General features: G+C 20.1%; 2 protein-coding genes. Both read right to left on the reverse strand.

The window, feature by feature from the left end; genetic code table 11:
* Positions 1-13: 13 nt before the first annotated feature.
* Positions 14-1,972 (reverse strand): AlwI family type II restriction endonuclease, encoded by a 1,959-nt coding sequence (locus tag EZH24_RS08295; RefSeq protein WP_137998682.1) that lies wholly within the window; start codon positions 1,970-1,972, stop codon positions 14-16.
* Positions 1,973-1,982: 10 nt separating this feature from the next.
* Complete coding sequence (locus EZH24_RS08300; protein WP_137998684.1) at positions 1,983-3,923, reverse strand: Dam family site-specific DNA-(adenine-N6)-methyltransferase; 1,941 nt, start codon at positions 3,921-3,923, stop codon at positions 1,983-1,985.
* Between the last annotated feature and the right edge of the window lie 122 nt (positions 3,924-4,045).

Here is a 4,045-nt window from a genome sequence, read left to right on the forward strand (position 1 = left end):
TAAATATAGTAAATTATAAGCGTATTTTCAAATTTTGAATTTTTTCTTTTATCTCTTTTTTGTACCAATTTATTTCATCAATATTTGAGTTTAAGGCATTTTTGAATATAAAATACAACTCTTTATAGTTAATATCTTTTTCCAATATAGTTTTAATTTCTGATGTTTCTAAACAAACTATATTTAACCCATTAATATAATTTTCTGAATTACTGCTATAATATTTCATAGTTCTTTTATTAATAAAATCAGATATAACATTTATATATAATGAATTTGATATAAATAATGCATATGTATTCTTATTGCCATTAGATAAAATATACTCCCCTAAATGCCTTGATACAGGTTCAACTTCCATTTTTCTTTGTGATTTATCTTTAGAAAGCGTGGCTTCTATTAGTAAATCATGTTTGGGATAATATTTAGTTTCATCATATAAATAAACTATATCAGCCATTCCTCCAGCTGCATGTGTCTTAGGAAGCATATCAGAGTCAAGATACAAATTCATATAATCTAATATATTACCTTTTCTATCACTTATTATATACCAAGCTATTGACAATATATATTCAAATATTGTTGGAACATCTGCATTATCTGTAACAAGTTTTCTAACTTCATTATCATCTCTATTTTCTATTTTTGTTAAAATTTCCATAATTTTATTTTTATTGAATTTTTTATCTATTAAAATATTGAAACGTTTATATCTATCTTTTTTAACTATATCTTTTAATTGTAACTTGTTTTCTATTTTTATATTGATATTTTCTGAAATATAATTATATATCACTTCTTCTTTTACATTAAATATATCATCTATATTTTCTAAAGTAGTATTTATAAATAATTTGTCGGATTTTTCAAAAGCAATAGAAAATAATTTATTTTCTATAAATTTAAAATAATATTTTGCTATAATGTCAAGCTCTATTTTATTATCATTAAATAATACAATATCTGTTATTTTTATATATCTTCTATTTAAATCAAAATAATCTTTTAATGTACTCTTACATTTAAATAGATGTAATGTTTTAAAAAATATTTCTTTTAATTCTTTTTCATATTGTATATTGAATATTTTAATATCATTTAAAACTATATTATTTTTATTCGCATTTTTAAATAAATATTTTTTCCATAGTAAGGAAGCATACCCATTTATATTTTTTATTTCATCAAGTAATTTTGTTTTATAAATACTATTACCTTCTATAGATATTTTGTATATAAGTAAATATATTTTATAATATACACTTGCATTTTTATTGCTTTTTCTATCCATGTAAATATCTTCAAAAACAGAAATATCTATGTTGCTATTTATAAAATATTCACAGGCAGATTTGTAATTTTCCATACTCATAATTATATTTATAATAATATCATCTATACTATTTATATTACTATTTCTTGATTTTAATATATAATTGATAATATTTTCTGTTATATCTTTATTAATACATAGTGGTAAAAGATATGTAAACTCATCATTGGATAAATAGTCTAACTTTGAAATTATATATAAAAAAATAATAAAAGGTCTAACTATATGATTATTTATATCATTATGAGTTTTTAATAATTGTTTGAGGTATATAAAACTATCATTATCTATATTAAATAAATTATTACCATTAAAATTTTTATTTTCAACTATTTTTAATAATTCTTTTCCTACTTCTGTTATACATCTATTATCATCTATTAAACCAATATCAACAAGTCCAGAAGTTTTTTGTCTAGCATCTTTTTCTGGATTTTTAGCATTTCCATATATAAAACCATTAAATTTTAAATGATTATAATATTCTTTTTGTATATCTCTCCATTTATTATTTTTAAATTTTTCTCTAAATTCATTTAATAATGAAAGTTGTTTTTCTATTTTCAAATTAAAATCAGTCATTCTAAAGCTAGTTGTACCTATAGACCAAAAATAACTTTTATAAGAAAACTTCATTTTAATACCTCTAATAATTTATAATAAGCACCTCTTCTGTAATACTATTTTTTTCTTTTCTTTGATAGTTTGAATTAGAATAACTATAATTTAATTTTATTAACTTATAATTATATTTTTCTATCCAGTTTATTAATATATTATTCTTTATAGATTTATTTGAAATTACATTTGAAAGTGCAAATTTTATTTTTTTATTATTTACTATATTAATAAAATCTAATAAATCATTTTCATCTTTTTTAGTCCAAGAATTATTTTCATTATATGAAGCACGCCCTAATAAATATGGAGGATCCATATATAAAAAATCTTCTTTTTCTATCATATATAAATCAAAATTTCTAAAATCATTAGACATGAATATAGTATTCTTATTTTTGATTTTATCTATAAATAAATCTAATTTTTTTACAATATTCTTATTAAAATCTCTCTTACCAACTGGCATATTATATTCATTTGAGTTATTAAACCTAATCTGATTATTAAAGGAGTATACTATTAGTACAAAAAGCATAATATAATAATTATTATCATAATTTTTTAATGAATTAAAATCATTTTTTAAATTTTCAAATTTATTTTTATTATATGAAGCTAATCCATCTATACTATTACAATTATAAAATTGATAACCTTTATCTTTAGTTAAAGATAGATAATATTTATTTATTATAGATTCTATAATGGAAAATGTATCTTTTTTATTTAATTTTTTTAAAGTTCTATAAAGATTTATTAATTTAGAATTAATATCGTTAAATATAACATTTTTACTATTTACATTTATTCCAACCTCACATCCACCACAAAACAAATCTACAAAAGTATTAATCTTTTCTGGAATATATGGCAATATCTGTGGTAGCAACCTAAATTTTCCACCTGTATAATTTATTGGTGATTGTACCATTTCATTAATATCATAACATTCACACAAAAATAGTCTTTCTTTATTATCTTTTATATTTGATTTACCAGCATTAAAAAGTTTATGATCTTCTGAAAACACTTTTACTTTTCCCTTATTTTTTAATATCCGAATTATATCATTGTCGGATATTTTAGCATTAGATCTACAATCTCCTTTAGTAGAAGTATTATTATAAGAAAGTAATATATATTTCGATTTTATATTTGAAATAAGCTCCTCAAATACTTCTGTTGCACTATTCGTACAATATAAACTTTTAATATTATTTCTATTCATTTTTTTAGCAATTCCTTTTACTTCTGGCTTATCCCATCTAGCTATATTTTCTAAAAAATGATATGTATCACAATATTGCCTAGAGTTATAAGGTGGATCTATATATACTAAATCAGCTTCTATACTTTTTACAAGTTCATTACTATCCATATTATAACAAACATTATTAATATTGAGATTGTTAATTTTAATTGGAACATACAGTTCTAATTTTTTTTCTAAATAAGACTTGTTATTTTTAATATAAGCATCATAATGTCCACAAGTATTTGCTATTTTATCCATAGCATATAGTAAAGAAGTTATCAATATTGCTCTCTCTTTAAAATTAATTTTTTTAGCATTATATAATTCTTCTATATTTTCCCTTATATATCCTATCTTTTTGCAATTTTCTTTGCTAAAAAAAGTATCTGAAAAATTATTACTAACATAATTATCATCTTTTACTATTATGGAATTATACTCTTTTATATATTTAACTATTTTTTTATATGAGTATCTTTTAGGACTGAACCAAGCAACATGACAAATATAATTACTATACAAGTTATCATTTGTTATTAATTGTTTATCTGAGAAAGCAGAGGCTACAACACCAGTTCCTGAAAATATATCAGCTACTATTTTAATATTATCACATTCTGTGTCAACAACATGCTTAATAAAACCAAGAAGGTTGTATTTATTTCCTAAATATCTTCTATTATTGATGTAGGTGGTATTATAATCTATCATAGTAAAATAATAAATAAAATTTTACTAATTATATTAACAGAAATAAATATAAATTCAAGTAAACAATATTAATTAATAAAGAGTTTTTTAATTTTTGCTGTACTTGAAAAAAAATACAAATT

Origin of the sequence: Brachyspira catarrhinii, from assembly GCF_005518285.1 — a bacterium.
GTDB classification, from domain to species: domain Bacteria; phylum Spirochaetota; class Brachyspiria; order Brachyspirales; family Brachyspiraceae; genus Brachyspira; species Brachyspira catarrhinii.

Bases quoted from the DNA above. Each gene is read 5' to 3' on its own strand.
- EZH24_RS08295 (WP_137998682.1), bottom strand. From the start codon at position 1,972: ATGAAGTTTTCTTATAAAAGTTATTTTTGGTCTATAGGTACAACTAGC.
- EZH24_RS08300 (WP_137998684.1), bottom strand. From the start codon at position 3,923: ATGATAGATTATAATACCACCTACATCAATAATAGAAGATATTTAGGA.